The organism is Rhodoglobus sp. (genome assembly GCF_053580035.1).
In genome coordinates this window covers 1789570-1814935 of record NZ_JBMDVL010000001.1, presented here as the reverse complement: position 1 = coordinate 1814935, position 25366 = coordinate 1789570, and the positions used below count along the sequence as shown (strand labels likewise).

Genomic DNA, 25366 nt, shown 5'->3' with positions numbered 1-25366 from the left:
GTTTTCTTCACCCGCAGGTCTCATCCTCGTGATCGGTGCCGCAACGGCAGCGCTATAGCGAACTCCTAGCGAGATTCGCTCATCACTGAAGTTGTATCAAATTGATCTGAGAACTGCGAAGGAACTGCTTTTAGTAGTAGTTGGTGACCGAGCAGCTGTACGTTGCGGCACTCTGTCCACGAACGTCGATAACTTCAGGATCCACTGTGGGAGCCGCAGTCGAATCGCCGGTTGCTTCAGGTGCAGGCTCGGCGACGGGGGCGTTCGGGTCGAGAACCGCACCCTGACCGTCAGTTGAGTCTGCGAGCGTGAATGGGCTATCTGATGAGATCAGCGCCATCATCTTGTCGCCGACGTACTGATTGGGCTGAACTTTGCCGTCGTACACCCCGGTGCCACCGGTTGTGCCTGGGTACTGCACAAACTGAATGGATTCCAGCGGGATGTCTTTGAGCGCCAAAGCGATCGAGACCATCGTTGGTACGTCGGCTAGTCCCTTGGACAACTGCATGTTGGTGATTGCGGCATCCGCAAGGTTGTAAACCTTTTTGTAGTCGCCGAGGGTCTCAGCGCTCTTGAGTGTGCGCACCATTGACGAAAGGTAGACCTGCTGCGAGCTGATGCGTGTCAGGTCGCTGCCATCACCAACACCGTGACGTGAGCGAAGGAACGCGAGAGCCTTCCAGCCCTTCAAGTTGTAGGTGCCAGCTTCGGGAAGGTCGATTCCCGTGTACGGGTCAACGAGCGGGCCATCAATACACACATCGACACCGCCGATTGCGTTGGTCATCTCGATAACGCCGTTGAAGGTGATGATTCCGGCGAACTGAATATCGAGGCCGGTGAATTCTGAGAGCGTGAGAGCAACACAGGGAAGACCACCATACGAAAGCGCAGTGTTGAGAGGCTCCGTTGAGTAGTACTTGTTGTAGTCGCCATCAAGGCTGGGGCATTCGGGGATGCCCATCACCATGTCGCGCGGGAAGCTGATTGCCACCGCAGACTGGCGGTCTGCCGCAACATGCAAAATCATGTTGACGTCGTTGAGTTCACCCGACGCGTCTCGCGTTGAGCCGCCGATGCCGCCCTGACCTTCACGCGTATCGCTACCGGCGATAAGAATATTGAATCCACCCTCATAGCTGCCGATCTGCGGCGGAGGACCCTCAGTTTCACCGACGAGAGTAATGGTGTCGCGCTGACCGTAAATGCTGTCAAAAGCGACAGCACCAACCGCCGCACCACTCACCAGTAATACGGCGAGTGAAGCGGAGACAATCTTGGCGATTGTTCCCCACGGGCCCGGCTTCTTCAACCGACCGTGTCGTGCCAAACCCTGCACCGTGGGCGCTTCTTTTGAGCCAGTGCGAGCAACAGAGCGCGAACGCAACTCTGAGCGTGGACGAAGTTCACTCATCGCACTCCCCTTTCAACCACCGGATACACAACATGACACGCAGTGCGGAGGGCGTGGGATTCGAACCCACGAGACATTTCTGCCCACCAGTTTTCAAGACTGGCTCCATCGGCCGCTCGGACAGCCCTCCTTGCATAGCGCAAGATCAGAGTGTATCTGATGCCCGCACGGTCTACCTGAACGGCAGGCTAGAAGGCTCGAAATGGGGGTTAATCGGCGTTAGGCCCGCAACCTCAACGCTGCCCACACTTCAAGGCGACCCTCAAACGATTCAAGGTCGAGGTTCAGGATGCCCGCCGCCTGGTCGATGCGCGCCCGAACCGTGTGGCGGTGAACACCCAGTTTCGCGGCGGTGGCACCCCACGAACAATCATTCGCGAGCCACGAGCCCAACGTATCCACGAGAGCCGTCGAATGTTCGGCATCGAAAGTGATGAGTTTCGTGAGCACTCGCTGCGCCACATGCTCAGCACCTGCCGCCTGCAGCACCCCGAGCATCCCCGTTTCAGCAATGTTCGCGAAATCGGTGAGGCCAGCGCGCCCACCTCCGGCGGCGAGCGCATCGGATGCTTGCCTGAGGCCAGTCGCAAGCTCGGCGTAGTCAGCGGCGACGCTCCCGGCAGCGAGCGCATGGTCGTCGATGAGTTGCGTGACCTGCTGGTGCTCGCTGCCGTCTCCGACGATGACGACGATGGTGTCATCACGCTCTGCAAAGAACACGTGTCCGTCGCTGTCGAGCGCCAATGACTCGAGCGCATCGAGAACATAATGGCTGCGCACCTGCCGCGCGATCACGATTACGGAGAGAGGTTCCGCTGGCACAGAGCCCCAGACATCCTGCGCTGTGGAGTGGGCGACCGTGACGTTGCCGGCGAGCATCAACTCGAGCAGCGCCGAACGCAGTTGGCCGCGCGTAGTGTCGAGCTCGCGGTTTTGTTCCAGCGCCAAAGTCGCCAACGCGATCACACTGGTCACGAGCTCATTCTCCGCACGGTCAAGCGGAACCCCCCGACCCAAAGCCAATGCGCCACGCAACTGCCCGCTCTGGCCGAACGTCTGAATAGTCACCTGCCCAGCATCGAGCGTGAGACTTGTGGATGACCGGCGCCCCTTTCGCAGAGCCCGAGCCACCTCATCCCGCACCGGTGCCGCAAAACGATCAGCGGATGGTTGCTGCGAGGGCACAAGAAGAGGAGCGCCGGCCGCATCGAATAACCCGACCCAACACGAGAGTTGACGTTCCAGTTCGACGAGCGTCGAACGCAACCCAGTGGGCTTGAGAGCCGCCCGAGAGATCGCCTTATGCGCAGAGATCGACCACTCCATGCGCACGCTGCGTTCGGCAGCGATCTGGTCGGCAACCTCACGGATGACCGCAATGAAAGGAACGCGGTCGGGAACAGCAATAAGAGGAAGCCCGGCACGCTCGCAGGCCACGGCAAGGCCTGACGGCATTCCCTGATGCAGAAAGTGGGTCGCGAAGCCCAAACCAACAATCTCTGCAGCGACGAGGCGCTCGACATACGCGTCGTAGTTGTAGCGCTCGGCATCAGCGCCGAAACCGAATTGGGCGCCGTCGGTGAGCAGAACGTTACCGCTGCTAAGAAATGGGGTCGGGTCATCAAGGTCTGAACTGTGCACCCAAGTGACGGGGGCCGTCAACAGATCCGGACGAGCGCTCACGACGCTGAGCCGCAGTTGTTCTCTGCCCAATAGCCACGCAATTGTTGGAAGCACTAGCAATTGCCCTGTTCCGCTCGACGTCTCACCATATGTCGAGTATGCAGCATGTTGCTATACAAAATGTCACGATGTTGTGCGCGATGGAACGCGATAGTTGAGTACTAGCCTCAGCCACGAAAGGTGCCCCATGAACTCTGCGCCCGCATCTAGCCATCCCAGCAACGAAGAGACAGTCGCGCTCGACCGCGCTCACGTGTTTCATTCCTGGTCGGCGCAAGGCGCACTCAAGCCCATGGTGATCGAGGGAGGCCTCGGCAGCACCGTATGGGACAACGAAGGAAACGAATACCTCGACTTCTCGAGCCAACTCGTCAACGTCAACATCGGTCACCAACACCCAGCCGTCATCGCGGGCATCAAAGCACAAGCCGACATCATGGCGACCATCGCCCCCGCCCACGCCACCAACATTCGCGCTGAAGCAGCCCACAAGATCACCAACCATGCACCAGAGGGCATGAACAAGGTGTTCTTCACCAACGGCGGAGCGGATGCCAACGAAAACGCAATCCGGATGGCTCGCCTTCACACTGGGCGAGACAAGATCATCTCGCGCTACCGCTCGTACCACGGCAACACCGGATCGGCCATTGTGGCCACCGGAGACTGGCGCCGCATCCCCAACGAATATGCTCGCGCCCACGTGCACGTCTTCGGCCCCTACGAATACCGGTCCGAATTCTGGGCCGACTCCCCCGAACAAGAATCCGAGCGCGCCCTGCACCACCTTGAGCGCACCATCCAAGCAGAAGGTGCAGAGTCAATCGCCGCAATCCTGCTCGAAACAATCCCCGGCACCGCGGGCGTACTGATGCCCCCACCCGGCTACCTAGCTGGAGTGCGCGCCCTCGCCGACAAGTACGGCATCCTCATCATCCTCGACGAAGTCATGTGCGGTTTCGGTCGCACCGGCAACTGGTTCGCATTCGATGCCTTCGACATCAAGCCCGACCTCATCAGCTTCGCCAAAGGCGTGAACTCAGGCTACGTACCCGTCGGCGGCGTCATCATCTCCGACGAGATCGCTACAACCTTCGACGAACGCGTCTTCCCCGGCGGGCTCACCTACTCCGGCCACCCCCTCGCCGCAGCATCCATCGTCGCCTCCATCACCGCCATGGAAGACGAAGGCATCATCGAAAACGCCGCCATGATCGGCCGCGACCACATCGCCCCCGGGCTCGCCGCCCTCGCCGCCAAACATGACTCCATCGGCGAAGTACGCGGCAGCGGCGTCTTCTGGGCAATGGAACTCGTCGCCGACCGCGACACCCGCGAACCCCTCAGCGCCGCAAACATGGGAAAAATCAAAGGCGCCCTCGTCAAGCGCGGACTACTGCCATTCATCGCCGACAACCGCATCCACGTCGTACCGCCAGCCGTCGTCACCCCAGAAGAAGTCGCACGCGCCATGGAAATCTACGACGAAGCGCTCAGCGAACTCTAAAAAGCGTCGAGAGGTACCCAAATCGTGCGCGACTAAAAAGCGTCGAGAGGTACCCAAATCGTGCGCGACTAAAAAGCGTCGAGCACCAACGCTGCACCATCGTTGAGGTCACTCTCGGTGACCTCATTGGCGGCGGCAAGTACGTCTTCCGGTGCCTGTCCCATAGCAACGCCGCGACCGTGAAGGGCTGCCCATTCGAGCATGTCGATGTCGTTGCGACCGTCCCCCATGGCGAGCACGCGGGTGCGGGGGATGCCGAGGCGCGAACGCACATTTTCGAGCGCCGTTGACTTGTTGACGCCATCGGGCGCGATGTCGAGCCACGCCGTCCAGCCGACGTTATAGCTGACCTTGTGAAGGCCCATACGTTCCACGACGGCGAGAAAATCGTCAACCTGGTGTTGCGGCGAGATGACAACTACACGGGTTGCTTGAACCTTGACGAGCTCCTCAAAAGCGACGTTCTCGCTGACCGCGCCGAGTGCTCCATCAGGAAACTCGCCGTAGACAAAGAACTTGCCTGTCGCATCTTCGACCGCATAGTTCGCAGAACCCAAGTGATCTTTGATGCTCTTCAAGACCTCGCTCGGGTTGAACATCTCGACAAACTCGCGAGCGTAACCGCCCTCACCCAGTGGATCCCGCTTGAGCGTAATCGCACCGTTAGAGCACACGACGTACTCGGGCTTGAGCCCCAGCTTGCGCAAGATCGGCAGAGTCATGGCAACCGAACGACCGGTGGCCAACATGACTTCGTGGCCGGCATCCCGAACCTTCGCGACCGCCGCAATGACGGCATCATTCATTTCGCCTGACTCGAGCAGCACAGTGCCATCGATGTCGAGGGCGATCATCCAGCGGTCATTCTGTGCTGCGTTGGTCACGCGATTGGCTCCAAAATTTCAAGGCCACCAAGGTAGGGACGCAGTGCTTGTGGCACCACTACCGACCCGTCGGGCTGTTGGTGGGTTTCGAGAATGGCAACCAACCAGCGGGTGGTTGCCAGAGTTCCGTTGAGGGTCGCGACCGGCGAAGTCTTGCCCGATTCAGTGCGGTAGCGGATGTCGAGCCTGCGGGCCTGATAAGTCGTGCAGTTCGACGTCGAGGTCAGTTCACGGTAGGCGCCCTGGGTCGGAACCCAAGCCTCAATGTCGAACTTGCGGGCCGCACTCGAACCAAGGTCACCACCGGCAACATCAATCACGCGGTAGCTAAGCTCACACGCCTGCAGCATCGACTCCTGGAAGGCAAGAAGTCGTTCGTGCTCCTCTTGCGCATTCTCGGGCAGCACGTAGCTGAACATTTCGAGTTTGTTGAACTGGTGAACGCGCAGGATGCCACGGTTGTCTTTGCCTGCAGATCCGGCTTCACGGCGGTAACAGGTTGACCAACCCGCGTAACGCAGTGGGCCATTCGAGAGGTCGAGGATCTCATCGGAGTGGTACCCGGCGAGCGCCACTTCACTCGTACCGGTCAGGTAGAGGTCGTCGGCGGGGAGGTAATAGATCTCGTCGGCGTGCTCACCGAGGAAACCTGTGCCGGCCATCATTTCTGGACGAACAAGGGTGGGGGTGATGAGCGGGATGAAGTCGCCAGCGATCGCACGGTCGAGGGCCATGTTCATGAGCCCAAGTTCGAGTCGTGCGCCGACGCCCTTAAGGAAGTAGAAACGGCTGCCCGATACCTTCACTCCGCGCGGGATGTCGATAGCACCGAGCATCTCGCCGAGGTCCGCGTGGTCACGGGGCTCAAAGTCGAACGATGCGGGCGTGCCCACTTCGCGCACAAGCTCCCAGTCATCTTCGCCACCGACGGGAACGCCATCCACAGCAATATTGCCGAGGGCACCAACGATGCGCGCGAATTCTGCTTCAGCCTCGGTGGCCACCAGCTGGGCTGCCTTCACCCGGGCGGACAAGTGCTGCGCCTGAGCGACGAGTGCCTTCTTCTCTTCGGATGGCGCCTGAGCAACCTTCTTGCCGAAGCTGTTCTGCTCAGCCCGAAGTGACTCGAACTCGCCGATACTGGCGCGACGCTTCTGGTCTGCTTCGATGGCGTCGTCAACCAACTGAACGGATGCGCTGCGGGCACGTTGCGACTGCCGCACAGCGTCGGGGTTATCTCGGAGAATTTGGGGGTCAATCACCCCTACAGCCTACCGATTCATGGCGTAGCGTTTATCTGTGCCCACGCTCCGAACTGCGAAGCCCAAAGTGGCGGTTGTTTACAACCCCATGAAAGTCGACTTCGCCAAGCTGAAGAAGACAGTGAGTGCTGCCGCAAAGGCTGCCGATTGGGCAACGCCGCTCTGGTTTTCCACCACGATAGAGGATGCCGGACAGTCCGCAACGGGCAGCGGGATTCGTCGTGGCGCACGTGTAGTAATCGCGGCTGGTGGCGATGGCACAGTGCGGGCAGTGGCAGAAGCCCTGCGCGGCACTGGAGTTGCGTTGGCCGTCGTACCGGCAGGCACCGGCAACCTTCTCGCCCGCAACCTTGACCTGCCAACGAGCAACTACCGGGACAGCGTAGACATTGCGTTCAACGGCAAAGATCGCCAACTCGATCTGGGCATGGTCGAAATTGTTCGGGACAACGACGACCATGAAGAGCACGCCTTCTTGGTGATGGCGGGGCTCGGGCTTGACGCGAAGATGATCAAGAACACGAGTACGAAACTCAAAAAGGCTGTGGGTTGGCTGGCCTACGTTGACGGTATTGCGCGCTCCATCCCCGAGCTCAAACCGGTGCGGCTGCGGTACAGCGTCGACGGCGCTCCCAACCGTTCGCTCACCGCCCACACCGTGATTATCGGCAATTGCGGCACCCTGCCGGGTGGCCTGCTGCTGATGCCTGAAGCGCAACCTGATGACGGCATCCTCGATATGGCTGCGCTTGTTCCCCGGGGCCGATTCGGGTGGCTCAACATTTGGAACAAAATCGCGTGGGAAAACGGCGTGCTGCGCAAGAGTGTGATTGGTCGACGAATCATCGACCTGTCGAAAGATGTGCGTGATGTGCGCTACCTGAAGGGCAGCGATCTCAATATGATCGTCGATAACCCTGAAGAGTTTCAGCTCGATGGCGACGAATTCGGTCTCGCCAAATCAGTGCACGCGTGGGTCGATCCGGGGGCCCTGATCGTTCGGGTGCCGAAGCCCTACTCGCGGGTGCCTAGGACTCGATTGTCGTAGCGGAAGGTTCGCCCGTGGTAATTGCGCGCAGCCAATCGCGGGCCTCAACAAAAACGTCATTGCCGTAGCGAGGCGTCACCGTTGTTGCGAGTTTGTCTGCGCGCGGGTAGCTGCCCAAGAAGATCACGTTGGGGCTGAAACGCTTAAGGCCGAGCAGGGCATCCGCAACTCGTTCGTCGAGGATGTGACCCTCAAGGTCAATGACGAAACGGTAGCGACCCAACTCATCGCCAATGGGGCGCGACTCAATGAGACTCATGTTGACGCCGCGAGTGGCAAACTGTTCAAGCATTTCGAGCAGTCGACCTGGTGCGTTGTCTGGCAGTTCCACAATCACGCTCGTCTTGTCTGCGCCGGTGGGCTCTGGCAGCGAAGTGTTCGCCGAGACGAGAACGAAGCGCGTCACCGAGTTCTGGTTGTTGGCCAGATTCTCTGCCAAAACCTCAAGGGGGTAGTGCTCGGTGATGCCGGGGGGTGCGATTGCGGCATCCGCCAGTTCGTTATCAAGCAGCGTTGCGGCAGCCGCTACATTCGAACTCGCCGGAATGTAGCTGTGGGTTGGCACGTGAGTGTCAAGCCAACGCCGCGTCTGGCCATAGGCAACCGGGTGCGCGTTCACAACGGCAACGCTGGCCAAAGTTGTGCCGGGCCGAGCAACGAGCACGAAATTCACGGGCACCAAATACTCGCCAAGGATGCGCAGATTCGGGATGTTCGTCAGCGCGTCTTGAGTGGCGCTGACGCCCCCATCAATGGAGTTCTCGATCGCGATCATCGCGGCTATGCTGCGACCACTCGTCACATCGTCGAGGGCTTCGCCCACATTGTTGACACTTTTCCAGTGGGCCCCAACCGCCTCAGGAACCTGCTTGAGAGCCGCCTCGGTAAACGTTCCGGCAGGCCCCAAGTAGCTGTAGCTCGCTGTGTTGGGGCTGGGCGTCGAAGTCATGACACGAGTTTAGGGTGCCAGCGACTAACGCTAGCGCCTTGACGTCGCGAGTAGGCTTGAACTATGGCCAGCGAAGTAATCCACGACCCAGCAATGCACCGCTATGAGCTGCTCGTTGATGGCGTTCAGGCTGGTATCTCTGACTACCAGTTGCGCGATGACACGATCGTCTTTGTACACACCGAGATCGACCCCAAGTTCCGCGGTCAGGGTCTCGCAAATGAGCTCGGTCGCGGAGCCCTCAACCTCGTGCGCGCCGAAACCGAAGCCCGCGTCGTTGCCAAATGCGAGTTCATCAGCCACTTCATCGCCGAACATCCCGAATATCGTGACCTGCTCAACCGCTAACTGAGCAGTGCTTTAACGCCGAGGGACGACGACCGGATGCCCGCCGACGTCGTGCAGGTCGACCGCGAGTCCGTAGACGCGTTCGACACGCTCGGCTGTCAGGACCTCACTCGGGGTGCCGATCGCATCGAGCTTTCCGTGGGCAATGAGGGCAAGCCGGTCAGAGTATGCCCCGGCCAAACTGAGATCGTGCAGCACCACAACAACGGCGCGGTCCTCTGCGGCCATCGCTTTCGCCGCCCGCATGACATCTTCTTGGTGACGCAGGTCAAGGGCCGCTGTTGGCTCATCGAGAAACACGACTGGGGTGTGCTGGGCCAGCACCCGCGCAAGGGAGACTCGCGCCTTTTCGCCACCAGACAGCGTTGTGTAGCGGCGCGCGCCCAGGTGGGCAACATCCGTCGCTTCGAGCGCTGCGTTCACGACGGCAACGTCGTCACGGCTTTCCACCGAACGAGCCCACGGGCTGCGGCCCATGGCCACAACTTCGGAAACTCTAAAGGGAAAGCTCACGCTGTTCTCTTGCGTGAGTACTGCCCGCAATTGGGCGAGCTCGGCGTGACGGATGCCGCCAACATCCCGACCATCAATGGTCACGGTTCCGCTGTCTGGCTTGCGCTCGCCGCTCAAGACTGAGAGCAGTGTCGACTTTCCGGCACCGTTTGGCCCGACGAGCGCGAGCACTTCGCCGCGCTGAACGTCGAGGCTCACTCCGTTGAGGATGTCGCGAGAGTCGAGGCGGACTCCGACGTTGCGTGCACTAATCATGCCCAACCTCCGCTGCGTTTGCGCTGACGGAACAGGAGGTAGAAGAAGAATGGGCCACCAACGAGTGAGGTCAGCAGCCCAATGGGCAGATCTCCGCCTGGCACTACCGAACGGGCGAGGAGGTCTGAGAGCACGAGCAGCACGCCGCCACCGACGGCACTCGCGACGATGAGTTGGCGGTGGGCTGGGCCGATGGCCATCCGCATGGCGTGGGGCACGACGAGCCCCACGAAGGCGATGATGCCGCAAAAGGCGACCGCGACTCCGGTGAGCAGCGCAACGATCACGATCGACACAATGCGCAGGCGCTCAACATTGACGCCGAGGTGGCGGGCATTCCGCTCCCCCAGAGAGAGCAGGTCGAACGGCCTCGCAAGAACAACGGCAGCGGCAAGTCCGATCGCCGTGACGAGGGCGACGATGAGCACTTCGCTCCAGCGTGAACCGTTGAGAGACCCCAGTTGCCAGAACACAATTTGTTCGCGGCTGCCGGAGTCGGCGACAAACAGCAAGAAGGCGAGCCCCGCGCCGGCAAAGGCGTTGACTGCGATACCGGTCAGCAGCAGAGTAACCACTTCGGTGCGGCCGTTGGCTCGCGACACGAAATACACCAGCAAGGTAGCAAGCAGACCGCCGACAAACGCGAAGAGCGCAATCGCACTATCTCCGAGTGCTGCTACACCAACCACGATGGCGATCGCTGCACCGAGTGCTGCACCGGATGACACCCCAACCACCCCAGGTTCCGCCAGCGGGTTTCCAAAAATGGCTTGCATCACAGCTCCGGCGACCGCGAGTGCTGCGCCAACCACCATGGCCATTGCTATGCGGGGAAATCGCACTACCCAGAGCGTGGATTCCACGATTCCGTCGGTTGGTGCCCAGTCATTCTGAATACCCAGGGCCCGCAGGAGTGAGCCGCCGACTTCCGCCGGGCTGACGGGCAATTGCCCGAGCACCGCTGACGCCACGATGCCACCAAGGAGGAGTGCGGCGAGGGTGAGCGACAGGGTCAGGCCGCGAAGGGTGGGGTTCACGGAACGCGCTGCAACCACTCTTCGGTGCCGAACTTCTCGACGACGAGCTCTTCGGCACGGGCAAGCTCGTCACTCGTGATTTCGCTCTCGGTGAGTCCGTATAGCCCGCGGAAGGTGGCGACCATTCGGTCCAAAATTTCGGAGCGTTCCATTCCGGTCTGACTGCGCAGAGGATCAACGCGCTTTGCTGCCGATTTGGTGCCCTTGTCGCTCATCTTCTCGCGACCGATACGCAGAACCTGAACCATTTTTTCGCCATCGATGTCGTAGCTCATGGTGACGTGGTGAAGCACTGCGCCGGCGCCGAGGCGTTTTTGGGCGGCCCCTCCGATCTTGCCGGTCGGGCTCGCGATGTCATTGAGCGGTTGATAGCTGGCGTCGATGCCCAGTGATTTGAGAGCAATAATGACCCACTCGTCGAGGAAGGCATACGAGTCGGCAAAGGTCATGCCGTGAACGAGTTCAACGGGCGCATAGATCGAATAGGTGATGACCGTGCCGGCTTCCATGAACATGGCACCGCCACCAGAAATGCGTCTCACGACCTCGAAACCAAATTTCTTGGCATTGTCGAGGTCGACCTCATTGCGCACAGACTGAAAGCTGCCGATGACGACGGCGGGCTTGTCCCATTCCCAAATGCGCAAAGTGGGCTTGCGGCGACCGGAAGCTACCTCGTCGGCGAGCACCTGATCCATTGCCATCTGTACGCGAGGTTCGAGCGGCGGGCCGGTCACAATTTGCCACTCGTAGTCTTTCCACGTTGTGGCACGTTGAAGAGCGCGACGGATGGCCGTGGCCACCGATTCGGCCGAGAAGCCGAGCATCACGGTGCCCTCGGGAAGGCACTGCTGAATCGCCGCCGTAATCGACTTCGCGTCGGAGTTGGCGGGGAGACCGTTGACAGCACTGTCGATCGCCGCGAGTGCTTCATCGGGTTCAAGAAAGAAGTCGCCAGCGAGCCGGAAGTCGGTGATGGTGTCGTCAACAACGTCGAGATCGACCACTACAAGTTTTCCGCCGGGTACCTTGAATTCGCCGTGCATCATTCACCCCTGTCTAGTTGTGCTGAATCCAGCCTAATGTGCGGCATCCGCCGATGGAGTCGGCCAGTCGAGCGGAGGAACGAACTCTTCGTGACCGTGAGCGATCATTCGGCTTCGCAACCGCGCGAACGCATCGTCAAGAGCTGCTACGCCCGGAAAACGTTCGATGCCCGTGTGACTGTATTCATACACATTCCACGACGGCCATATGTGCAAGTGCGCGTGCGGAACCCGATAGCCCTCGAACATGAGGCCAACGCGATCGGCATCCCACTCTTCACGCTGAGCAAGCCCAATCAGGCGCCCAACACGAAAAATGTGCATCGCCAACTCTTCATCGAGGTCGCTCCACCGATCGACCTCGAGACGCGGAATGACGAGCACATGACCTGGCCTGCGAGGCTCGATAGTGAGAATGGCAAAGACACGGTCATCCGCCCACACAAAGCGACCTGGCGAGCGACCGTTCAGAATCTCGGTGAAAATTGACGCCATTATTCGTGCGAAGCGGCCTTGGACGCAGCCTTGTGCGGTGCTGGCTTGAGCCGCACATCTAACCACGCGACCAGATCGGCGATTACTTCGTCTTTATTGCTCTCGTTGAAGATTTCGTGGCGGGCACCCGGATACACGATTGCTTCCATGTCAGTCAGTTTGGAGCGCGTGGCATAGTCGGCCGCAAGCCACTCAATGCTCGTAACACCGCCAAGCGAATCCTCGTCGCCGATCATGATCAGCAGCGGAATATCGCGCTTGATGTGCTTAGTGGGGCGGCCAAGCAGGCGCAGCCCATCGATGGGACCGAAGAGCTTGAGGGCATCCGCATAGAAGGTCAACGGATCGTTGATGAAATCTTCGGCGACCTGCGGGTCACGGCTCAACCATTCGTAGCCGGTGGTTCCGAGGTCTTTGTGCTGCGCGTTCAGGTTGCCACTGTTCATGTGGGCAAAGGTGCGATGCGCCGTGCCGGTGAGGATCGCGACCTCGTATTCGTCTGCATGGGTGTTGAGCACGTCTTGCACCATCAGCGAGCCCCACGAGTGGCCGAGTAGAGCAACCGGCAGGTCAGGGTTTTCTGCGCGAATGATCGTCGTGAGCTCTCGGATGTTTTCGGTTGCTGCCCGCAGTCCGCCCTTGCCGAGCTTTCCCAGTTTGCTGGCGTCGCCCTCGTACTGGTCGAGCCCGGTTGCACCGTGGCCGCGGTGATCGTCGGCATAGACGGTGTAGCCAGCGGTCGCGAGCGCTTGGGCCACGTATTCGTAGCGTCTCGCGTGGTCGCCGAGGCCGTGCGTGAGCTGGAGGACAGCGTGGGCATGGGGCGACTTCCACACGTAATAGTGGATTGTCACTCCCTGGGCGTCCGTGTAGGAGTGGTCAGTTCTTGGCACCGTGAACTTGGGCATTGGGCCTCCTTGCTTCTTCCATAGTACGGCGGGGGTGCATCGATGTGAGGAAACGCAGTCAACCGCCTTCGGCATTTAGTTAGCAAGACTAATTTGCTAGACTAACTAAAGTGCCAGACAAACTAGACGACGAACTCAGAATCGCTCTCATGCGCATCGCTCGCCGTATTCGGCAGCAACGCCACGACGACACCCTGAGCGACAGCCAACTCTCCGTGCTCTACGTACTGAGCCATCACGGAGGCAGCACCCTTGCCGCGCTCGCCGAGCACGAACGTGTGACCCCGCCGTCAATGAATCGCACCGTCAATTGCCTCAGTGACGAAGGCCTCATCACTCGCTCTAGCTCTCCAGACGACGGCCGAAAAGTTCTCATCGAAGCGACGGATGCCGGCAAGGAGCTCGTCGATAAGACTCGCCAGCGTCGCGCCGAGTGGTTCGCTGCCGAACTCTCGACCCTCACCGCCGAAGAGCACAACGCCCTCCATGCAGCCATTCCAGTGCTGCTGAAGTTAGCCAATTCGTGAGCGCAATGTTTCGCTCGCTCCGCTTCTTCAACTACCGACTCTGGACGATTGGCGCAATCGTCTCCAATACGGGCGCATGGATGCAACGCACCGCCCAAGACTGGATCGTTCTCACCGAACTGACCGACCACGATGCCGCCGCTCTCGGCTTCACGATGGCCCTGCAGTTCGGCCCGCTACTGCTACTGATGCCCATCGCTGGAATCATTGCCGACCGTTTTGACCGCCGCGTCGTGTTGCTGTGGACGCAGTTCAGCCAGTTTATTCTTGCGCTCGGCCTCGGCATCCTCGTGATCTCTGACCATGTTGAGTTGTGGCACGTCTACGTTTTTGCTCTGCTTCTCGGTGTCGCAACCGCGATTGATGCGCCCGTTCGTCAGGCCTTCGTGTCAGAGCTCGTGAGCGACAAAGACCTCCCCAACGCTGTCGCCCTCAACTCGATGTCGTTCCAGAGCGCACGCCTCATTGGCCCAGCCATCGCTGGCGTGCTTGTCGCCGCGATCGGCTCAGGCCCGGTGTTCCTCGTGAATGCCGCCTCCTTCGCGGGCGTGCTCGCCTCGCTGTGGTTCATCCGCCGCAACCAGCTCTACCCGGTGGCCAAGCTCGGGCGAGCGAAGGGCCAGATTCGGGATGGGCTCCGCTACGTTCGCAATCGACCAGACATCCTGATTGTGCTCGTCATGGTGTTTCTCGTAGGAACGTTTGGCTTCAACTTCCCTGTCTTCATTTCCACCATGGCCACCGCCGAGTTCGGCAAAGGAGCAGCAGAGTTTGGGCTGCTCTCTTCGATGATGGCGGTCGGTGCGATCGTCGGGTCCCTGCTGGCCGCTCGACGAGAACGCGCACGCCTCGGCGTCGTCGTCATCGGCTCTGTCTTCTTTGGCGTGGCGTGCCTGCTCGCCGCTCTCTCCCCCAGCTACTGGACTTTCGGCGCTGCTCTCACGATCGTCGGCGTCTCGTCACTGACGATGATGACCACCGCAAACGCCTACGTGCAGACCTCCACCACCCCCATCATGCGCGGCCGGGTCATGGCACTCTACCTAGCTATCTTCGCCGGCGGCACCCCAATCGGCGCACCGATCGTTGGCTGGGCCGCCAACGAACTCGGAGCGCGCTGGGCGCTCGGAATCGGCTCACTCTCCGGCCTGCTCGCCGCTGCGTTCGCCACCACCTGGCTCGTCTACAGCCGCGGGATGCGCGTCGGCCGCGTGCCCGAAAGTCGCTTCCGCCTTCGATTGCGCTTCCCTCCCGAGCCAACGCCAGACGAAGAGCGCGAACTCGCTACTCAAGAGATCGCGATCGTCGAAAGCACAATGCGTCGCACAAGCTAGCTAGCGTGAGGGGCGGATGCTCGCAGCATCGCACCCCTCACGCCGCGGTGTGTACGGCTCAGGCTAGGCCTCGCGCGTAATCTCCACACTCACGAATAGCTTCGACCCGAATGGGCCAGCGTAGACACCGCGCAGCGGCGGAACGTCGTTGTAGTCGCGACCGCGACCCACCAGAACGTGCCGGTCACCGATGTCGATCAGGTTCGTGGGGTCGTAGCCACGCCACTGCCCATTACAGAACCATTCGATCCACGCGTGGGACTCGCCCGTGACCGTCTCGCCGATAGCGGCATCCGGTTTCGGGTGAAGGTAGCCAGAAACATACCGGGCCGGGATGCCGACCGAACGCAAAGCACCCAACGCGAGATGCGCAATGTCTTGGCAGACACCTTTGCCACCAGCCCAGGCTTCTGCTGCAGTCGTCGCCACACCGGTGACGCCGCTCATGTATTGGATCGCGTTACCGATCGCCATCGAGATCTGCAGCGCGCTCTCGCACGCGTCATCCGACTTCGAAGCAATGTCTTTTGCGAGCGCGATCACTTCTGCCGGCGGCTCGGTGCGCCGCGTCTGGCTGAGGTTTTCAACGGCATCCATCGACAGTTCGGCCGTCGCAGCAAGCTCATCCCACCCCATGCACTCAGACACGTGCTCACGCTCGTGGACCTCGACAAGGCTTGTCGCCGTGAGCGACAGCTCCTTGTGGCCAGTGAGCACCTCAAAGGAGGCGACGCGTGAACCCCAATAGTCGACATAGTTGCTCTGGCTCGACAGCGGCAAGATGTCCAGATTGGAGAACAACACGAGCTGTCCCTCAACGCTGGCCGGAAGCATCCGAGCCTCGTTATAGGACGCTGTGACTTCTCCGCCGTAGCTGAACCCTGTGGAGTGAACGATCCTTAAGCGTTTCATGAGATCTCTCCAACCCACTCGGGAGCGGCATTCGTCGGGAAGTAGCGGTGACGCACCGCCTCCGAAGCCGCACTCGTTGCTGCCTGCACACGGTCCATGTGGTGGGGCAGATCATCCAAAATTTCGTTGATCGGTCGATACTCGAGCTCGCTGCGAATTTTGCCGAGCAGGCGCTGCGCATCATCGGCAACCCCAACACGGTTTATGCGGCGAGGCTCAAGCTCGCGAATCGAGTCCTCTGCGCGAGATACCGAGAAGAGGATGCTGCGCGGGAACAGTCGATCAAGCAACAGGAACTCTGCTGCGTTGCTCGCACTCGGCACACCACGGTACGTGCGCAGGTAAGGCTCGTAGGCGCCACAGGAGCGAAGGATCGTGGTCCACGAAGGACCACTGGCCTCGGTAAGGCTGCGGGTTGCCAGCAGGCGTGCGGTCATGTCCGCGCGCTCCAAGCTGCGACCGAGGGTGAAGAACTGCCACGCCTCATCGCGGCTTGTCGCCGACTCGATGATGCCAACAGCCAAAGCGCTGCGTTCGCGAACCCAGGAGAAAAAGTCACTGACTTTGTCTTCTGAAATGCGACGCGGCATCCGGGCCCTCGTGGTGTTGAGGCATTCCCACAACTCTGTCGAGACGATTTCTCGTGCTCGCCGTGCGTTCTCGCGAGCGGCACCGAGTGAGTAGGCAATCGATGCCGGCTCAGAACGGTCGACGGCGAGGATCGACAGCACGTCACCGCGCGTGAGCACGGCGTCGGCAGGAGCCTCGCTTCCCATCACGCTCAAGAGGGCGCGGCAAGCATCGTCTTCTTCGATCCACGGATCTTCAAGCAACAGCTGGAGGTGGACGTCGAGGATGCGGGCGGTTCCGTCGGCACGCTCAATGTAACGCCCGATCCAGAACAGCGATTCTGCGATGCGGCTCAGCATGATTGACCTCCCTCGATGTCGTCACTCTGCTGTTGCTGTTCCTCTTGACGCTTTCTGTGCGTAAGAGTGTGGCTGCTGTCGTGGTCTTCAGCGTGATCTTCGTGAGCGCTCGCTTCAAGCAACATCTCAGGAGTGATCACGGTGATTGCCTCCGTGTCAGCCTGTCGCTCCACAAGGCCCTGAACGGTGTCTGATGGTTCTTCGATGCGCTCGCGACCAACAACCCAGGTGTCTTTCGAACCACCACCCTGTGAGCTGTTGACGACGAGTTGACCCTCGGGCAAAGCCACGCGGGTGAGCCCGCCAGGCAGAACCCAAACGTCGTTGCCGTCATTGACAGCGAACGGTCGAAGGTCGGCGTGACGTGGGCGCATACCGTCATCGACAACGGTCGGAATGGTGGAGAGTTGCACGACGGGTTGCGCGATCCAGCCTCGGGGGTCTTTGCGCAACTGCGTCTTCAGCGTTGCCAATTCCTCCTTGGATGCCGCTGGGCCAATAACGAGACCCTTGCCGCCTGATCCATCAACCGGCTTCACCACCAGCTCATCGAGGCGGTCGAGCACCTCTTCGAGGGCTCCCGGATCTTCGAGGCGCCACGTTTTCACGTTGGGAATGATGGCTTTCTCGCCGAGGTAGTACTCGGTGAGATCGGGCAGGTAGGTGTAGACGAGCTTGTCGTCGGCTACGCCGTTTCCGACCGCGTTGGCGATCGTCACGTTGCCGAGGCGAGCCGCGAGCATCATGCCAGGACTGCCGAGCATCGAGTCGGCACGGAACTGCAGCGGGTCAAGGAATTCGTCGTCAACGCGACGGTAGATCACATCGACCCGGGTTGGCCCGGCGGTGGTTCGCATCCAGACGCGACCGCCAGAACAGAAGAGGTCACGACCTTCAACAAGCTCGACACCCATGAGGCGGGCGAGCAGTGTGTGCTCGAAGTAGGCGGAGTTATAGACACCGGGGGTGAGCACAACAACTGTCGGCTCTTCGATGCCACTCGGTGCGCTCGCGCGGAGGGCCTGCAGCAATTTGTGCGGGTAGTCGCCAACGGGGCGAACACGCATGGAGACAAAAAGTTCTGGCAGGGTCTGGGCCATCACTCGACGATTCGAGATGACGTAGCTCACACCGCTGGGAACGCGCACATTGTCTTCAAGGACTCGCCACGCGCCAACCTCGTCACGAATCAGATCGATGCCGCTGACTTGAATGCGCACACCATTTGCTGGATCGATACCAGCAGCTTGACGATGAAAGTGACTGGATGAGGTGATCATCCGAGCGGGAATCACACCGTCTTTGATCGCATTCTGCGGCCCGTAAATGTCAGCAAGAAAAGCTTCGAGTGCACGCACCCGCTGCTTAACACCACTCTCGACCTGTTTCCACTCAGAGAGGTCGATAACTCTGGGAACCGGGTCGAGCGGGAAAGGTCTCTCTTCGCCCGCAAAGTCGAAGGTGACGCCCTGGGCGAGGTAGCTATCTGCCAGCGCTTCAGTGCGCCCACGCAACTCTTCTTGAGTCATCTGAGCGAGTGCGTCGTGGATCTCCCGATAAGGGCGACGAATCTCGCTATCAGCAGAGAACATCTCATCCCACGCCGCTGGTCCGGTGCGTTTGGAGGCGCTTGATGTGTATCCGTCAAACAAATCTGCCATATACAGACACTATTCGCCTGAGACGATTTCCGCTCGCTAGCGGGTCGATTACGGCAGAACGTCGCGCACAATTTACAGTTAAGTAATGCCTCACACCCTCCCCACCATTCTTGTTCTCCCCGGCGGAGGGTACGCGCGACTCGCACCCCACGAACGCGAGCCTATTGCTGGCTGGTTGCGATCAATCGGGTGGAATGCTCGAGTCGTTGATTACCCCGTCGCCACGAAGCATCCGGCCCCGTTGCTGGCAATTCAGTCTGAAATTGCCAAAGAACGTGCCGCTGGGGCCACGATCGTGGGCGTTTTGGGTTTCTCGGCCGGTGGGCACCTCGCCGGTCACGCTGCTGTTGCCCCCATCGCGAAGTCAGAAGAGCGGCCAGATTTCGCCGTCCTCGGCTACCCGGTAGTCAGCATGGTCACGCCAACTCATGCCCAGTCGCGCGAGAATCTGATTGGTCTGGATGCCAACGATTATCTTCGTGAAGACACGTCGCTTGAGTTGTTGGTAACCCCAGAAACTCCGCCAATGTTCATCTGGCACACTGCCGCCGATGGTCCGGTTCCGGTCGCGGAGCATTCGTATCCGCTCGCTGCCGCGCTCGCTGCTGCTGGCGTGCGACACGAATTGCACGTGTTCGCCGACGGAAAGCACGGCTTGGGGCTCGCTGAGGGAACGCCCGCTGAGGCGTGGCAGTCGCTGTGCGAAATCTGGTTGAGCTCGCTGCGCTAACCCTCGCTAAATAAGACCTCGGTGGGAATGCTTCGACGTTGCCGCTCTAGCGACGCAGGCTGAAGGCTTCCGCTTTGGCGGTTGATCCGGACACCAGGATTGTGTCGTCCACCGCGATGACCGTGTTCTCGTCCGTGTAGGTCCACGCTCCCCCGTGCGGTCGCACTGCTGTGATCGTGACCCCGGCGGAAGAACGCACTCGGGATTCTCCGAGCGTTTTACCGACGATTCCGGCTGGTGGGGCCATCTTGACAAGCGAGAACCCATCACCGATCTCGAGGTAGTCCTGCATCGAGCCACGCACAAGGTGGGCTACCCGGCGCCCCATCTCTTTCTCCGGATAAATCACGTGGCTCACCCCGAGCTGCTCGAGAATAGTGCCGTGCGCATCACTCACAGCCTTCGCCCACACATGCGCAACATTGAACCTCAACAGCAACGAAGTGGTGAGGATGCTCGCCTGAATGTCACTGCCAATCGCCACAACGACGCGGTCAAACTCGGGCACCGCCAACTGCTGCAGCACTTCCTCGCGAGTGGAGTCTGCGCACACCACATGCGTGAGTTGACCATTGAGTTCTTGCACGATGGATTCATCGGCGTCTATACCCAACACCTCGGTCCCGTTCGCCATGAGTTCCAGCGCCAGCGCGCGACCGAAACGGCCCAAACCAATCACCGCAACCGAATCTGCTGCGGCCACACTTGAGGCATCCGAACCAGAGAACATGCGCAATTTAACCAATGATCGGCCTTTCTTTAGGAAGTTCATACATGACGGCGCGTTCGCGCAAAGCAAGCGCGGTAGCGAAACCAATAGGCCCAAGTCGGCCAACAAACATGAGCACAGCCAAAATTAGTTGGGCTGCAATCGGCAGTTCTGGCGTGATGCCTTCCGAGAGGCCGACGGTGCCGAATGCAGAAACCGTCTCGAAGAGCACCGGGCTAAGCGGCAAGCCCGAGATGAGCATGATCGTGACAGTGGATGCCGCAACAACACCAACAGAAAGCAAGACGACCGCAATTGCTTGGCGGTGCACCGCGCGCGACAGTCGCTTGCCGAAGACGTTGACGACCCCATCGCCGCGCACCTCGGCAACAAGAATAAAGAACAGCACCGCGAACGTCGTGATCTTGATGCCACCGGCAGTACCTGCTGGACCACCGCCGATGAACATGAGCGCGGTCATCCCGAACTGAGTGGCTTCACTCATGGCTCCGATGTCGATGCTGTTGAAGCCGGCCGTGCGGGTTTGAACCGATTGAAAGAAGCCAGCAAGAATCTTGGTTTGCCAGTCGAGGGGGCCGAGCGTTGCTGGATTGTTCCACTCGATAAGGGAGATGTAGAACGTGCCGACGATCAGAAGCAGAGGTGTTGCCGCTACGACAATCCGGGTGTTCATGCTCCATTTGAGACTCTGGCCGCGGTAGCGCAACAATTGCACGATCACGGGGAAGCCGAGGCCGCCAAGAATAATTTCGGCACAGAGCGTGAGCGAAACCACCGGGTCGTCGACGAACGACATCATGTTGTCACTAAACAGAGCAAAACCGGCGTTGTTAAATGATGAGACAGCGTGGAAGAGTGCCAGCCAAGCCGATTCCCCCAATCCTTTGCCGTAGTGCAACCAGAACCAGAAAAAGAGGATAACCGCGCCAGCACCCTCGATGATGAGAGAAATCTTGAGCACGCCCAAAATGAGCGAGCGCACATCGCCAAAGCCGACGCTCTTCGTTTCGGCGGCAGCAGTGATCCTTGAACGCAGCGACATACGTCGCACCACCGCAATACCGATGATCGACGCGAACGTCATCACACCGAACCCACCCACTTGAATGAGCACCATGATGACGACCTGGCCGAAACCCGTCCAATAGGTGGGGGTATCGACGATCACATGACCGGTCACACACATGGCAGAAACGGCAGTGAAGAATGCCTCAACGAGACTGGCGCCACCGGGACCGGTACGCGAAATCGGTAAGGCCAGCAGGATCGTTCCCGCAGCGATACCAATCAAAAACCCGAGAAGAGTGAGCTGAGCTGGATGAACCAGTTTTCGCTTACTACCCGTCCCACGGAGGATATTGTGCACCGGGATACGATACGCCTGTTTTAGACCGGGCGTGACGCTGTTTTGCCGCGCACCGTCAGCCGACGATTACGCGTTGCTCACAACGCGAATTAGACCTCTAATGGCTCGAGAATGAAGACCGGAATTTCGCGCTCGGTCTTTGCCTGGTAGTCGGCATAGTCGGGGTAGGCGGCCACGGCGCGCTCCCACCAGAGAGCCTTCTCATCACCGGTGACTTCGCGCGCGATAAAGTCGCCCTTGAAGCCAACATCATGCAGTTCAACGTGCGGCTGAGCCACGATGTTGTAGTACCAGACCGGATGCTTCGGTGCTCCGCCGAGCGAAGCAACAACGGCATACTTGCCATCGTGTTCCACTCGCATGAGCGCGGTCTTGCGCAACTTACCGGATTTGGCGCCAACCGTGGTCAGAACGATCACGGGCATCCCCCGCATCAGGTTGCCCTCGTGGCCGTTGCTGGCTTCAAACGTGTCGGCCTGATTGCGGGCCCACTCTGAGGTGCTTGGTTGGTACTCTCCTGTTAATGGCATGCCTTAACGGTACTCCTGACTGGCTGAGCGGTTCAGCAGCGTTCCTCGCGCCAAGCACAGTTAGGTAGTTTCTACTCACGCGCCGCCGTTGGTGCTCACGCTTTACTGTGTGCATGATCACATCACAGCGCGCCCTGAGAAGCGCAATTACCCTAGTTATTGCCACAGGCATCACCGTGTCGCTCTCAGGTTGTTTCAGCAACCCTCTCGAAGATCTTGCCAACGGGCTCGTCGAGGGCACCGTAGAGAATGTGATTGAAGGCGCGACCGGAGTTGATGTTGACGTCGACGGCAACGGCACTGGCGCTTCACTTCCCGACTCATGGCCAAACGAGGTGCCGGTTCCCGATGGCAACATTGTGCTTTCGCTCGCCGTTGGCGGCAGTTACAACGTGACCGTCACCGTCGGCAGCCCGGAGGCAGCACAGGCAGGCTTCGAGAAGTTCACTGCGAACGGCTACGAGGTGATCTCCGAGATTTCCCTCGGCGAGGGCGCTTACGCCTATGGACTGCAGAGCGATTCGTGGTCGGTTCAATACAGCTGGGGTCAAGACGACGAAGGAACTGCAACCGTCAACCTCACTGCGACCCCCACCGAAGAATAGGAACGATCGCAGGTGAGCAGGAGTGCAGGAGTGCAGCCCGCTACAACTCTGCGAGAACCTGCTCAAGCTCAACTCGGCCGGTGACACCCAACTTGCGATAAATACGAGCGAGATGGTTGTCCACGGTTCGAACTGACAGCCCCAGCTGCTGGCCGATCTCCCGACTACGTTTACGGCCAGCAGCTGCACGGGCGATCATCCACTCACGTTCAGTGAGGTCGTCGCCACCATTCTCGGTAGCCACATAATCCATGTCGGCGGCAAGGCGGCTGGCCAACAGAGTGGCCTTGCGCTGCAACTCTTGTTTGCCATTCTTCGCGGTGTTGCGAGCTGCCGTGAGCAAACCATCCACGGCGAGCGCTGCCACACCAGCCTCAGCGAGCGCGGGTGCGAGATCACACAGTGTGGCAATATTCCCCGCAATCACCGCTTCACCCCACTCGTGGATGCGGGCCACCAGTGGTGCTGGAGACAACTGGGTGAGCAATTGCAGTTGATCGCTCGCGGCAGCTGCCTGACCGAGACGCAGTGCGACGGTGAGAGTAAGTGCGCTCAGCAGGAAGTGGCCAAGGGTGATGCCTTCGGCGACTGCAGCGATGATGACCGCTGCACCTTCCTCGTGGCGCCCTTCGCCAGCAAGGATCCACGCTTCACACTCCGCACGCTGGAGAATTACTTTGGCGTCGCCAGCATGTTCGGTCGCGATCTGAGCAAGCAACTGTCGTGCGGCCTCTGGGTCGCCACGCTGCGCCTCGATGGTGGCGTGAAGCGCAGTGGCGGTGCCTAGGAGACCAGTGAAGTCACGCCACCGCAATTGTTCAACGGCGAGGGCCGCGAGCGCGTTTGCGTCATTCAATTTGCCCGCGTGCAAGTGAACGATCGCGAGAGCGTAGGACCACACGCCTGCCGAATCCGCAAAGCGATCGAGCCTACGCTGAGCCGCAAATTCGCTAGCCCGCCCGATCTCGGCGGAAGCAACGAGAGCAAGAAACTCTGAGAGGTCGAGCAGTGCGTCAGCGAATGGCGCTTCAAACCGGAACGCATCGGCTAAGGGCCGCGTGTGACTAATGGCCTGAAATGCTTCGGCTGGGTGACCAGACATGGTCGCGATCATTGCGGCAGTCAATCCTGCATTTACCGCCCCAACCCCCGTCTCGGCCATTTCCGCATCCGCTACGTCAATGAGGGCAGTGGCGTCACCGGTCATCAGTTGCCATTTGGCCAGCTCAGGGCGAAGTATCGCCTGGCCCCGCGCATCCAGACGGCTCAGTTCAGCGTGAACTCTCTCCACAGCTTCGGCCGGGCGAGCCAAACGGTACGCCACATGTTGCCCCCATCTGGCGAGGGCAATCGCACGCTCCTCATCGGCAGCGGCTAAATCAATCGCTGATTCAAACACCTGCGAGGATCGTTCGGATTCCGCGAGCGCAGACAGCGCACTGCCCAATACCAACTCGGGGGCGAAGCGCCGCCCTGCTGCCTGGGCTCGCTCCGCCAGCATCGCTGCCATGGTGTGGTCACCGGCCGCATGCGCATAGTTGGCAGCCCAATCCAACTCATCATCACTGATGTGAGCTTCGGTCGAGGTCAGCAGCACTGTTGCCGTGAAGCGCAGTTGCTGATCCCCCATCGGTGTCAACCGTGCCGCAACTTCGAGGATTATTTCTGCGCGCTCTGCCCGCGAAAGTTCTCCGACGAGAGTTTCAGCGAACAATGGATGTGCGAGTCGCACAGACGGGATCGCATCGTCGCGAGTCTCTTCAACGACACCCTCCACTCTGAGTCGCGCGAGCACATCAGATTCGTCTGCACGGATAGCGGCGAGCGGGATGGGCTGCGCAATGGCAATCAGTCGAGCCAATCGTCTCTCGTCAACGCTCAACTGCAAGAGACGCTCAGCGATCGTCGCCCGCACATGTTTGGGTAGGGCGGCGACCGAAACCTCAACACCAAAGTCTCCGCTATGGATGCCGCCGGCTCGCGTCGCCGCAAAGATCAGTTCGCGCAGCATCAGTGGGTTGCCGCGGCTCGCCTCGAAGAGGGCTCGCAGACTCTCAGGGCGCAGTGTGCCGCCCAAATACTGTTGGAGGATCGATTGGCTGTGTTCGAGGCTCAAGCCTTCGAGGTCAACGATATCGATGAGGTTCTCGTGCAGTAGGCGCGCCAGGGGGCCGGAAACGTCGTGAGAGTCGCGGGCGGTGAGCAGGGTGGTGACGCCGAAGACGCGCACGAGTTGGTAAAGCACACCGGCCGAGACGGCGTCCAGTAATGGCGCATCGTCGATCACGAGGACGAACTGTGATGGGTTCTCTCCCACTACCGCTACGAGGGCTTGAACGCGGTCGCTCACACTTTCCAGATCGACTCTGCCAGAACTGGCAAGAACCGGCGCGAGGGCCCCTAAAGGTATTTCGGTGAGTTCGGCGAGACCGACAACGGGCACGATCGTGCGCCCGTCAGAGCGCAACGCTTGCGCGATGTGGGCGCCCAATGTGGTCTTGCCAACGCCGCTTGGTCCACGCAACATTACCGATCGCGATCGGGCACCACGAAGGGCACTCAGCACAGCATCCCGCTCAACTTCCCGGGGAACTACAGGCCATCGCACCATGCACGTCCCTTCACGGCCGAATGAATACTCGTGGCGCACAGCATAGTGGGAGGGCGTAGCCGGAGGGATAGCTAGTCTG

Annotated in this window: 24 protein-coding genes and 1 tRNA gene; 7 read left to right on the top strand and 18 right to left on the bottom strand. The window is 60.1% G+C overall.

The window, feature by feature from the left end:
- Positions 1-130: 130 nt before the first annotated feature.
- From ACOH1Z_RS08890 to ACOH1Z_RS08880, 3 genes are all read right to left on the bottom strand, one after another.
- On the bottom strand, positions 131-1417 hold the full coding sequence (locus ACOH1Z_RS08890) for an LCP family protein (RefSeq protein WP_449648082.1): 1287 nt from the start codon (positions 1415-1417) through the stop codon (positions 131-133).
- 45 nt (positions 1418-1462) lie between these two features.
- Positions 1463-1547, bottom strand: a tRNA-Ser gene (locus ACOH1Z_RS08885).
- A gap of 89 nt (positions 1548-1636) precedes the next feature.
- Positions 1637-3154, bottom strand: coding sequence for a PucR family transcriptional regulator (locus ACOH1Z_RS08880; RefSeq protein WP_449648081.1), 1518 nt, complete (start codon positions 3152-3154; stop codon positions 1637-1639).
- A gap of 133 nt (positions 3155-3287) precedes the next feature.
- Here ACOH1Z_RS08880 and ACOH1Z_RS08875 point away from each other — a divergent pair, with 133 nt between their 5' ends.
- Positions 3288-4607 carry an aspartate aminotransferase family protein gene (locus tag ACOH1Z_RS08875; protein ID WP_449648080.1) on the top strand — a complete coding sequence of 440 codons (1320 nt, stop codon included), beginning with the start codon at positions 3288-3290 and terminating at the stop codon, positions 4605-4607.
- Between the two features lie 68 nt (positions 4608-4675).
- Here the strand turns inward: ACOH1Z_RS08875 and ACOH1Z_RS08870 are convergent, their stop codons facing one another.
- Both ACOH1Z_RS08870 and serS read right to left on the bottom strand, forming a co-directional pair.
- Positions 4676-5491, bottom strand: a complete 816-nt coding sequence (locus ACOH1Z_RS08870) for an HAD family hydrolase (protein ID WP_449648079.1) — start codon at positions 5489-5491, stop codon at positions 4676-4678.
- On the bottom strand, positions 5488-6753 hold the full coding sequence (serS, locus tag ACOH1Z_RS08865; protein WP_449648078.1) for a serine--tRNA ligase: 1266 nt from the start codon (positions 6751-6753) through the stop codon (positions 5488-5490). The genes ACOH1Z_RS08870 and serS overlap by 4 nt, the downstream gene beginning before the upstream one ends.
- A gap of 37 nt (positions 6754-6790) precedes the next feature.
- Here serS and ACOH1Z_RS08860 point away from each other — a divergent pair, with 37 nt between their 5' ends.
- Positions 6791-7801: a diacylglycerol/lipid kinase family protein gene (locus tag ACOH1Z_RS08860; RefSeq protein ID WP_449648077.1), complete on the top strand. Its 1011-nt coding sequence runs from the start codon at positions 6791-6793 to the stop codon at positions 7799-7801.
- Here ACOH1Z_RS08860 and pheA read toward each other — a convergent pair.
- Positions 7782-8750: a prephenate dehydratase gene (gene pheA / locus ACOH1Z_RS08855; protein WP_449648076.1), complete on the bottom strand. Its 969-nt coding sequence runs from the start codon at positions 8748-8750 to the stop codon at positions 7782-7784. The two genes, ACOH1Z_RS08860 and pheA, sit on opposite strands and share 20 nt — an antisense overlap.
- Before the next feature lie 63 nt (positions 8751-8813).
- On the opposite strand from pheA, the gene ACOH1Z_RS08850 reads away from it, so the two are divergent.
- A complete protein-coding gene (locus tag ACOH1Z_RS08850) occupies positions 8814-9098 on the top strand; it encodes a GNAT family N-acetyltransferase (protein WP_449648075.1) in 285 nt (94 codons plus the stop codon).
- Between the two features lie 12 nt (positions 9099-9110).
- Here the strand turns inward: ACOH1Z_RS08850 and ACOH1Z_RS08845 are convergent, their stop codons facing one another.
- The 5 genes from ACOH1Z_RS08845 to ACOH1Z_RS08825 are packed head-to-tail and all read right to left on the bottom strand — an operon-like array spanning position 9111 to position 13352.
- The gene (locus ACOH1Z_RS08845) at positions 9111-9866 is read right to left on the bottom strand and encodes a heme ABC transporter ATP-binding protein (protein WP_449648074.1); all 756 of its coding nucleotides are present in this window, start codon (positions 9864-9866) and stop codon (positions 9111-9113) included.
- Entirely contained in the window at positions 9863-10921 is a 1059-nt protein-coding gene (locus ACOH1Z_RS08840) for a FecCD family ABC transporter permease (protein WP_449648073.1), read from the bottom strand. Before ACOH1Z_RS08840 ends, ACOH1Z_RS08845 begins: the two co-directional genes overlap by 4 nt.
- On the bottom strand, positions 10900-11949 hold the full coding sequence (gene lplAB, locus ACOH1Z_RS08835; protein WP_449648217.1) for a lipoate-protein ligase LplAB: 1050 nt from the start codon (positions 11947-11949) through the stop codon (positions 10900-10902). The genes ACOH1Z_RS08840 and lplAB overlap by 22 nt, the downstream gene beginning before the upstream one ends.
- 33 nt (positions 11950-11982) lie before the next feature.
- Positions 11983-12444, bottom strand: coding sequence for an HIT family protein (locus ACOH1Z_RS08830; RefSeq protein WP_449648072.1), 462 nt, complete (start codon positions 12442-12444; stop codon positions 11983-11985).
- Positions 12444-13352: an alpha/beta hydrolase gene (locus tag ACOH1Z_RS08825; RefSeq protein WP_449648071.1), complete on the bottom strand. Its 909-nt coding sequence runs from the start codon at positions 13350-13352 to the stop codon at positions 12444-12446. Before ACOH1Z_RS08825 ends, ACOH1Z_RS08830 begins: the two co-directional genes overlap by 1 nt.
- Positions 13353-13462: 110 nt before the next feature.
- Between ACOH1Z_RS08825 and ACOH1Z_RS08820 the strand changes: the two genes are divergently transcribed.
- Together ACOH1Z_RS08820 and ACOH1Z_RS08815 are read left to right on the top strand one after the other, a co-directional pair.
- Positions 13463-13879, top strand: a complete 417-nt coding sequence (locus ACOH1Z_RS08820; RefSeq protein ID WP_449648070.1) for a MarR family winged helix-turn-helix transcriptional regulator — start codon at positions 13463-13465, stop codon at positions 13877-13879.
- The gene (locus ACOH1Z_RS08815) at positions 13876-15213 is read left to right on the top strand and encodes an MFS transporter (protein WP_449648069.1); all 1338 of its coding nucleotides are present in this window, start codon (positions 13876-13878) and stop codon (positions 15211-15213) included. The genes ACOH1Z_RS08820 and ACOH1Z_RS08815 overlap by 4 nt, the downstream gene beginning before the upstream one ends.
- A gap of 63 nt (positions 15214-15276) precedes the next feature.
- On the opposite strand, the gene ACOH1Z_RS08810 is transcribed toward ACOH1Z_RS08815, so the two are convergent.
- Genes ACOH1Z_RS08810 through ACOH1Z_RS08800 form a run of 3 tightly spaced genes read right to left on the bottom strand, consistent with a single transcriptional unit; the run spans position 15277 to position 18715 of the window.
- The gene (locus ACOH1Z_RS08810) at positions 15277-16125 is read right to left on the bottom strand and encodes a transglutaminase family protein (RefSeq protein ID WP_449648068.1); all 849 of its coding nucleotides are present in this window, start codon (positions 16123-16125) and stop codon (positions 15277-15279) included.
- Entirely contained in the window at positions 16122-17054 is a 933-nt protein-coding gene (locus ACOH1Z_RS08805; protein WP_449648067.1) for an alpha-E domain-containing protein, read from the bottom strand. The genes ACOH1Z_RS08810 and ACOH1Z_RS08805 overlap by 4 nt, the downstream gene beginning before the upstream one ends.
- A complete protein-coding gene (locus ACOH1Z_RS08800; RefSeq protein ID WP_449648066.1) occupies positions 17048-18715 on the bottom strand; it encodes a circularly permuted type 2 ATP-grasp protein in 1668 nt (555 codons plus the stop codon). Before ACOH1Z_RS08800 ends, ACOH1Z_RS08805 begins: the two co-directional genes overlap by 7 nt.
- Positions 18716-18800: 85 nt before the next feature.
- Between ACOH1Z_RS08800 and ACOH1Z_RS08795 the strand changes: the two genes are divergently transcribed.
- Positions 18801-19445, top strand: coding sequence for an alpha/beta hydrolase (locus ACOH1Z_RS08795; protein ID WP_449648065.1), 645 nt, complete (start codon positions 18801-18803; stop codon positions 19443-19445).
- 46 nt (positions 19446-19491) lie between these two features.
- Here ACOH1Z_RS08795 and ACOH1Z_RS08790 read toward each other — a convergent pair whose 3' ends face one another.
- From ACOH1Z_RS08790 to ACOH1Z_RS08780, 3 genes are all read right to left on the bottom strand, one after another.
- On the bottom strand, positions 19492-20190 hold the full coding sequence (locus tag ACOH1Z_RS08790) for a potassium channel family protein (protein WP_449648064.1): 699 nt from the start codon (positions 20188-20190) through the stop codon (positions 19492-19494).
- Positions 20183-21541, bottom strand: coding sequence for a TrkH family potassium uptake protein (locus ACOH1Z_RS08785; protein ID WP_449648063.1), 1359 nt, complete (start codon positions 21539-21541; stop codon positions 20183-20185). Before ACOH1Z_RS08785 ends, ACOH1Z_RS08790 begins: the two co-directional genes overlap by 8 nt.
- A gap of 89 nt (positions 21542-21630) precedes the next feature.
- A complete protein-coding gene (locus ACOH1Z_RS08780) occupies positions 21631-22071 on the bottom strand; it encodes a nitroreductase family deazaflavin-dependent oxidoreductase (RefSeq protein ID WP_449648062.1) in 441 nt (146 codons plus the stop codon).
- 113 nt (positions 22072-22184) lie between these two features.
- On the opposite strand from ACOH1Z_RS08780, the gene ACOH1Z_RS08775 reads away from it, so the two are divergent.
- A complete protein-coding gene (locus ACOH1Z_RS08775) occupies positions 22185-22676 on the top strand; it encodes a hypothetical protein (protein ID WP_449648061.1) in 492 nt (163 codons plus the stop codon).
- A 40-nt stretch (positions 22677-22716) separates the two neighbouring features.
- Here ACOH1Z_RS08775 and ACOH1Z_RS08770 read toward each other — a convergent pair whose 3' ends face one another.
- Entirely contained in the window at positions 22717-25287 is a 2571-nt protein-coding gene (locus ACOH1Z_RS08770; RefSeq protein ID WP_449648060.1) for a LuxR C-terminal-related transcriptional regulator, read from the bottom strand.
- Positions 25288-25366 lie beyond the last annotated feature (79 nt).

Bases quoted from the DNA above. Each gene is read 5' to 3' on its own strand.
- ACOH1Z_RS08890 (WP_449648082.1), bottom strand. From the start codon at position 1,417: ATGAGTGAACTTCGTCCACGCTCAGAGTTGCGTTCGCGCTCTGTTGCT.
- ACOH1Z_RS08875 (WP_449648080.1), top strand. From the start codon at position 3,288: ATGAACTCTGCGCCCGCATCTAGCCATCCCAGCAACGAAGAGACAGTC.
- pheA (WP_449648076.1), bottom strand. From the start codon at position 8,750: ATGACTTCGACGCCCAGCCCCAACACAGCGAGCTACAGCTACTTGGGG.
- ACOH1Z_RS08850 (WP_449648075.1), top strand. From the start codon at position 8,814: ATGGCCAGCGAAGTAATCCACGACCCAGCAATGCACCGCTATGAGCTG.
- ACOH1Z_RS08845 (WP_449648074.1), bottom strand. From the start codon at position 9,866: ATGATTAGTGCACGCAACGTCGGAGTCCGCCTCGACTCTCGCGACATC.
- lplAB (WP_449648217.1), bottom strand. From the start codon at position 11,949: ATGCACGGCGAATTCAAGGTACCCGGCGGAAAACTTGTAGTGGTCGAT.
- ACOH1Z_RS08830 (WP_449648072.1), bottom strand. From the start codon at position 12,444: ATGGCGTCAATTTTCACCGAGATTCTGAACGGTCGCTCGCCAGGTCGC.
- ACOH1Z_RS08825 (WP_449648071.1), bottom strand. From the start codon at position 13,352: ATGCCCAAGTTCACGGTGCCAAGAACTGACCACTCCTACACGGACGCC.
- ACOH1Z_RS08810 (WP_449648068.1), bottom strand. From the start codon at position 16,125: ATGAAACGCTTAAGGATCGTTCACTCCACAGGGTTCAGCTACGGCGGA.
- ACOH1Z_RS08805 (WP_449648067.1), bottom strand. From the start codon at position 17,054: ATGCTGAGCCGCATCGCAGAATCGCTGTTCTGGATCGGGCGTTACATT.
- ACOH1Z_RS08800 (WP_449648066.1), bottom strand. From the start codon at position 18,715: ATGGCAGATTTGTTTGACGGATACACATCAAGCGCCTCCAAACGCACC.
- ACOH1Z_RS08795 (WP_449648065.1), top strand. From the start codon at position 18,801: ATGCCTCACACCCTCCCCACCATTCTTGTTCTCCCCGGCGGAGGGTAC.
- ACOH1Z_RS08780 (WP_449648062.1), bottom strand. From the start codon at position 22,071: ATGCCATTAACAGGAGAGTACCAACCAAGCACCTCAGAGTGGGCCCGC.
- ACOH1Z_RS08775 (WP_449648061.1), top strand. From the start codon at position 22,185: ATGATCACATCACAGCGCGCCCTGAGAAGCGCAATTACCCTAGTTATT.
- ACOH1Z_RS08770 (WP_449648060.1), bottom strand. From the start codon at position 25,287: ATGGTGCGATGGCCTGTAGTTCCCCGGGAAGTTGAGCGGGATGCTGTG.